The 6,604-nt window shown below is 64.7% G+C and carries 6 protein-coding genes and 2 pseudogenes; 5 read left to right on the forward strand and 3 right to left on the reverse strand.

What is annotated here, in order from left to right; all coding sequences use genetic code 11:
• The first annotated feature begins 89 nt into the window (after positions 1-89).
• Complete coding sequence (locus ACH107_RS28870) at positions 90-941, forward strand: calcium-binding protein (RefSeq protein WP_412509179.1); 852 nt, start codon at positions 90-92, stop codon at positions 939-941.
• Positions 942-1,275: 334 nt separating this feature from the next.
• On the opposite strand, the pseudogene ACH107_RS28875 reads toward ACH107_RS28870, so the two are convergent.
• A pseudogene (locus tag ACH107_RS28875) lies at positions 1,276-1,941 on the reverse strand (DUF4114 domain-containing protein); the annotation flags it as partial.
• A gap of 16 nt (positions 1,942-1,957) precedes the next feature.
• Here ACH107_RS28875 and ACH107_RS28880 point away from each other — a divergent pair.
• Positions 1,958-2,251, forward strand: coding sequence for a hypothetical protein (locus ACH107_RS28880; protein ID WP_412509180.1), 294 nt, complete (start codon positions 1,958-1,960; stop codon positions 2,249-2,251).
• The gene (locus tag ACH107_RS28885) at positions 2,248-2,877 is read left to right on the forward strand and encodes a DUF6441 family protein (RefSeq protein WP_412509175.1); all 630 of its coding nucleotides are present in this window, start codon (positions 2,248-2,250) and stop codon (positions 2,875-2,877) included. Before ACH107_RS28880 ends, ACH107_RS28885 begins: the two co-directional genes overlap by 4 nt.
• 16 nt (positions 2,878-2,893) lie before the next feature.
• Here ACH107_RS28885 and ACH107_RS28890 read toward each other — a convergent pair whose 3' ends face one another.
• The gene (locus tag ACH107_RS28890; protein WP_412509176.1) at positions 2,894-3,196 is read right to left on the reverse strand and encodes a hypothetical protein; all 303 of its coding nucleotides are present in this window, start codon (positions 3,194-3,196) and stop codon (positions 2,894-2,896) included.
• Between the two features lies 1 nt (position 3,197).
• Entirely contained in the window at positions 3,198-4,256 is a 1,059-nt protein-coding gene (locus ACH107_RS28895; protein ID WP_412509177.1) for a phage minor head protein, read from the reverse strand.
• A 119-nt stretch (positions 4,257-4,375) separates the two neighbouring features.
• Here ACH107_RS28895 and ACH107_RS28900 point away from each other — a divergent pair.
• Both ACH107_RS28900 and ACH107_RS28905 read left to right on the forward strand, forming a co-directional pair.
• A pseudogene (locus ACH107_RS28900) lies at positions 4,376-4,817 on the forward strand (acyl-CoA transferase).
• Between the two features lie 175 nt (positions 4,818-4,992).
• On the forward strand, positions 4,993-6,604 hold a 1,612-nt coding region (locus ACH107_RS28905; protein ID WP_412509178.1), incomplete at its 3' end, for a DUF927 domain-containing protein.

A 6,604-nucleotide genomic window follows, 5' to 3' on the forward strand; every position in this document is an offset into this window, starting at 1 on the left:
GCAAGAAGATCGACTTGCGTCGGGAAAACGATCCCCCGGATCGTTTTCTGGTCCTCCTCACCTTCGGCTGGGCCAAGACCGTGGGCGGCATGGCCCAGAACGATGCCCTTGTGGGCGGCGAAGGGGCGGATAAGCTCTTCGGGATGGCAGGTCACGATTACCTGGCCGGGGAAGACGGCGCCGATAGTCTCAAAGGCAACTCCGGCGATGACGAACTCTTCGGAAATGCGGGGTTTGACCGCCTGTCCGGTGGCAAGAACAATGACCGCCTGTCCGGTGGCACCGGTGATGACACGCTGGACGGCAATTCCGGCGATGACATCCTGTCCGGGAACAGCGGTTATGACGACCTGACCGGAAGCTCCGGCAACGACGTGCTCGATGGCGGCGCGGGTCATGACGCTCTTTCCGGCGGCTGGGGCAGCGACAGCCTCGAAGGCGGCAAGGGCGCGGATGTGCTGCAAGGCGGCGACGGCGGCGACAAGCTCAAGAGCGGGTCGGGCGACGATACGCTCGATGGCGGTACCGGCGAAGACTACCTGAACGGCTGGAAAGGGGACGACACGCTCGACGGCGGCGCCGGTGATGACCGCCTCTATCTCGGCGCCGGCGACGATATCGCCACCGGCGGCGCCGGGAGCGATCGCTTCGTGTTCCGGTCGGGCGATCTCGACGGCGGGGCCGACATGATAACTGACTTCACCCGCTCGGGCGCGGAGCAGGATCGGCTCGACCTGCGCCAACTGGAGCTTCTTTCGGACGGCATGAGTGCGGATGAATGGGTCGCGACGCATGTCCGCGCGGGTGCCGACGGCGCGGTCACGATGGACCTCGCCGACATCTCGTTGACCTTCGCGGCTCGCGCAGAGGACGACGTCAGTGCCCTCTTCGCCGATGTCGTCGACGGCCTGATGTTCGTCTGGAATTTAGCAGGTCGCTGAAGAAGTCTGTTTGTAAGGACGTTTTCCCGTCTTCCGTGGTTTGAGGGCGGTTTCTCCTGAGACTCGCCCCCCGGGCTCAGGATGGCTGCCGTGGTCAGGCGGCCAGGAGCTTCGGCAATCTTGCGAGGTTGCAGGCCGCCATGGTAATCGTGAACTGCGCGCGGACCCTGTCGAGGCCGCGGTGGACGGTCTCGCTTGCCAGTACATTGCCAGCTTGATCGACCCGATTTCCCGCTGCGTCGTAAATCCAGCTCGGGGCATCGTCGCGGTTGGCAGTGGTATCGATGTTCGGGTCGAGGACTTCCGCGTTGGATTGGCCGACATCGAACGACAGGACGACGTCGTCGTAGTCCTTGTCCCCGCCGTTGTAGATGTCCTCGAAGCCGAGAACGATGTCGCCGTTGGCCGCGTCGGTGTGCCCGACAGTATGCGGATAGGCATCGGGATTGAGCGCATATCCGTTGTCCGGGTCAGCCGCGGAATGGAAGAAGGCGGTTCCGAACTGGGTGAACATGAGGGGCTCGCCCCCGTTGTCCGGGTCGATCCGATAAAGCTGTGTCAGGCCTTCCGTATCCGTCGTCGCCGGGGCGCCGCTTTCGTCGCGGATGACGTAGTCGCCGGTTTCGAGGCTTGCGCCGTTGCGCGAATAGCCATTCGGCAGGACAAAGAAGCCCACCTTGTCGCCGGCCTCCAGCGTGACGGGTACGGCGGATTCGCCGCGCTCCAGGTCGCCGCCGCTGTCCTGTCCCGACGAATTGGCAAAGAGGATCTCGACAGTCTCGATCCGGCCCGCGTCGTCGACCTTGTACATGCCCACCGTGTTGCGATATCCGGCGCCCTCGTCGAGGAAGGTGACCTCACCGGCGTAGTCCTCGGCGATCTCGAGGGTGCTCACCCGCCAGACGCTGATCAACGACGATCTCGACGCCTTCACGCGGATCCCGGCGATGTACGGCAACTCCATCGTACAGCTGGAGTCGGACGTGGTCTGGGGCATCATCACCTCGAACCCGGCGATGGCCGATGGCAACGCGCTGTTCCACGCCACGCACAAGAACCTCGCGGGCTCGGGCGCCGCGCTGGATGTGAGCAGCGTCGGTGCGGCGCGTGCCGCCACGGACGACGTGACCGGCTTCGGCGAGGCGCGCATCTGGTCCGAAACCACCCGGATCGACCTGCGCGTCGCCGAGGTTACAAACCCGCGTCCCGGCGACCGCATCGAGATCGATGGCGAGGCTTTCCTCATCCAGGGCGAGCCCGTCCGCGACCGCGAGCGGCTGGTCTGGACCGTAGATCTGCGGCCGGCATGAAACTGAAGCTCGACGTCACGCCGGACCTCGCCGCGCTCATGGCCGCGGAGATCAAGGCGGGCGAGCGCGCGGTGACCACGGCGATGCGCGAGGCCGGCGGGCAACTCAAGGCCGACTGGCGCCGCCAGATCACGGGCGCGGGGCTGGGCCAGCGGCTTGCCCGGAGCATCCGCGCGGAGACATGGCCCAAGGGCACCACCAGCATCGGCGCGGCGTCGCTGGTCTGGTCGAAGGCCCCCGCCATCGTCGGTGCCCACGACACCGGCCCGCTGATCCGGTCGAAAACCGGCTTCTGGCTCGCGATCCCGACGCAAGCCGCCGGCCGCGGCCTGCGCCTGCGGTTCGTCTATCGACGCCGCGGCCCCAGCCTGCTCGTCGCCGACCGCGCGCGCATCAACAAGCGTGGCCAGGCCGTGGCCTCGCGCGCGAAGACCGGCCGCAACCAGGGTTCGAGCGTCCGCAAACGCTCCGGGGGAGCGTTTGCGGCGAAGAACGCGCCGATCTTCCTGCTGGTCCCGCAGGTCAAGCTGCCGAAGCGGCTCGATCTCGACCGTGATGCCGAAGGGGCGCACGACAGCGTCCCGGGGCTGATCGTGGCGAACTGGGTGGAGGGCAAGAGTTCATGATTGAATCAATCTCTCATTACAAAGAGGCCGCCCATGTCTGAAAGTCCTTGAGAAGCAACCGGATGCCATCGTTGGAAATAACCCAGTCTGCTCTGGATTCCTTGAACCAAAAGGATTCAAGGTCGGCCGGCGCATGCGACAACAGCTTTTCGCAAAAGGCGTTCAGGTCGTGCACCGCCTGATCGCCATACTGCCGGCGGAAGCTCTGGTAGATTTCATGGCGAGCAGTCGGGGCATCAGAAGCCCAATCCGGATGGACTAGGTCTAGGTCCTGGTGGAACTGCAACGTAAAGTCATAGAAGGCTTGGGGCGCTTTCACGTCATTCGTTCCTTGGAAAAGAGGTTACGATAATGAAACCATTCGGCATTGCGGGCGCATGACGGATGTACGTCCTCACGGAGTATGTGGGGCGCAGTCGAATCGGTGAGGATATCCCGCGAGTCAACCGATAGGCCTCTTGCCCCGTTATGCTGGAGAAAGTGCTTTCGAGGATAGCATCCTCCTGTTGCGCGGTTGCGACGGCATTCACGATCGCGGCGTTACGCGAAAGGTTCGCGTTCGTAAGTCTTTCCGCAGCCGCAAGCGAACTGAAAGACCCATGGTACCAGCGATAGACCGTTTGGAAAAGCGTACGGGCTACCGGAACGCTGACCATGCCGATTAGGAAGGATTCGCTCTTGCCGACATGCCGTTCAATGGCGTGCCCGCCAGCAGCCTCGTGTTCTGCGAGATCCTGAAGGGGGTAGCCGCTCTCTGTGGGAACATACTCAATAGGAGTGATGTCGTTCCGCGATCCCGGCGTGACCGGCTCTGCGTAGCAGCGACAGTTGTGCGCCTGTCCCGGATGGCCGCCTGCGGGCGGATCGCCCCAGCGGAACACCTGATCGTCGTACTCAGCATGACTGTCGCGCACTTTCGCGTCGTCTTGGGAGCGCCATATGTAACGCTCGATCCCCAAAATCTGCTGCCGAAGCTGGTTGATCAGACCCGCGAAGGCCCGAAGCAGGCGTTCTTCCATGGCGGTTCGCAGGGGGCGAAGGCGCCGCGGATGGGTCTCGTATTCCTCGAAGATCGCCATCAAGCGCCCATCCCACTGGCGCAGCGCCTCCTCCTTCGCATCAGAAACATCGCGCAAGTCAGCTTCGGTCACCCATGGCACGGTGTCAGGGGGCGTCAGACCATTCAGCAGCATCCGGGTGTTTTCGGCGATCACGCGGTCCAATTGGTCGGTGAAATCGGCACGCAGGTCGGCATACCCGGGGAACTCCGACTTGATCGAAATGCCCGCGCGATAGCCGTACACGGCCCCGTTCCGCCGTACCAACACGTACTGACCGCTGCCGCCGTGACGGAGAAACTCCCTTAGATTGTGCTGCATGGAACCTCCCGCCGCCCCGCGGGATGGTTTGTAGAGACAGACGGTAAAGAAGCGTTTGCCTTGCCGTGCGGTGCTTCCGATGCCGCAACGGTCCCCAAGAAAGCCGCAAGGTCTGAACCATGTCCACTCCCCGCGAAACCATCCTAGCCGCGCTGCATGCGCGGCTCTCGGCGCTGCCCGCGACCGCCCTGCGCGGCGAGGTGCTTCCCGAGCGCGTTCCGGCCGATGGCCTGCTGATCCTGCGCGACGGCGAGCCGGGGGATCCGGAGGTGACGTTGTTGCCGCTCGCCTACCACTATCAGCACCGGGCCGAGATCGAGGCGATCGTGCAGGGCACCGACCGTGACGCTGCCTTCGACACGCTGACCGCCAGCATCGGCGCGTCGGTCACGCGCCGGGAGGCCTCTGCGACTGGGGCGAGGGTGAGCGGGGGACCGTGGCCGCAGGTGCGGCCGCGCAAGCCCCGCGAACGCGCCACGGCCGGTCGATCTGCCGGTCGAGGGCGTGGGCAAGGGCCCGCGACCGGCTGCCGCTGGCGAGGGCCGAGCTGCGCAATGCTGAACGTCCCGGGATCACACCATCCCGCAGGGAATCATACCGGCGAAGTTGTCCACAAAAAAACGTCTTTGAGCAGTTTTCCGGACAAGATCGCCACGGCGTCTTTCAGGCCGATACCTTATGTTGTGTGCGTGTGACGGTCACTTGACCAATGCGACACGGCAGGAAAGGGCCTGAAATGTCGAGCGGACGCCAGACCCCCCGTGCGGGAGCTTCAGAGCGCATGACGGGACAGCAGCGCGCAACGGAGGTTGCGGACTTCCTGTCCGGGCTCGACCGAACCCCGGCGGGCTTCACGCTCCTGACCGATGGCCTGCACGAGATCCGCCGCGGGCCGGACGGCGCCGTTTCCTTCGTCAGGCTTTGCGGTCGAATCGAGGTGACAGCGATCACGCACGATGAATTCGGGCAGGAGTACGGCCGGGTTGTCGATTTCGACACGCTCGACAACGAGCGGCGGCAGCGTGTGGTGCAGGCACGTCGCCTTGTTTCGAGCCCGGGACATGGTGTCGGCGATCTGATTGATGACGGCCTCGACGTCGAACTCGGCCAGCAAAGGCGTGTCGCGGAATACCTCTACTCATGGCGGCCGTCCGCGCGCGTCACGATCACCCGTCGACGGGGGTGGCAGGCGGGGCATCGTGCATTCGTGCTGCCCGATGACACGACACTCGGGGACAAGCGCGTCATGTACATCGGCCCGGTTGACCGGCGATCAGCGCCCGTCTCGGGAACACTCGACGGCTGGCGTGGCGAGATCGCGGCCCGTGCATCCGGAAACCCTCTCCTCATGGTTGCGCTCTCGACGGCATTCACGGGCCCCCTTGTCGCGCCACTCGGGCTCGAGAACCCCATGCTGCATCTTCGTGGCGGGTCGTCATGTGGCAAGTCCACGCTGCTCGGCTACGCCGCCTCCGTGTGGCAGGGTGCCGATGGCGTCCGGCCCTGGCGGGCCACCGACAGCGGGCTCGAAGGCGTTGCAGAGCGGTCGAACGGTTTGCTGCTGGCGCTCGACGAACTCGCCGAAATAGAAGGCAAGGCAGCTGATGCAGGTATCTACATGCTCGGCAACGGGCAAGGCAAGGCCCGGGCTACGTCGACCGGCGCCATCGCGACCGCCGCGCATTGGCGGCTCACGATCCTGTCGAGTGGCGAGATCAGCCTCGGCGAAAAACTTGCCGAAGCGGGACGGACAGCAAAAGCGGGCCAGGCGGTGCGCGCGCTCGACATCGCCGCCGACGCGCGGACCTTCGGTGCATTCGACGACTTGCGAGGCTTCGAGGACGGGCGGGTCTTCAGCGATGCGCTGCGTGACGCGGCGGCGCGGCACCACGGCACCGCCGGGCCGGAATTCGTCAGGGCTCTGCTTCGCGATCTGTCTTTCGAAAGCGACGCAGCGCGGCAGATCATGGCGGGCTTCATTCGTACGGCCGAGGATCGCCACCCCGGCACCGGCACTGGCGTTCCGGGACGGGCCAGAAAGCACCTCGCCGGGATTGCGGCCGGGGGTGAGCTCGCAACGAAACTCGGGATCACGGGCTGGAAGGCGGGCGAGGCCACGGATGCCGCGCTCGCGGTCTTCGGGCTATGGCTAGATGGGCGCGGGGCTCATGAAGATCCGTTCGACGCAGATGCCGTGCGGCGTGTAAAATCGTTTCTGGCGCACGTACATGACCATATCCTCGACCTTGAACCGTCCCGGGTTTCCGAGAGGCTTTTCTGTTCAAAACCTACGCGGCGTTTTCAAGAGCATTCATCTCTGCATGGAACTCATCCTCCACTTCCTGCGG

The organism is Roseovarius halophilus (ex Wu et al. 2025) (assembly GCF_047086965.1).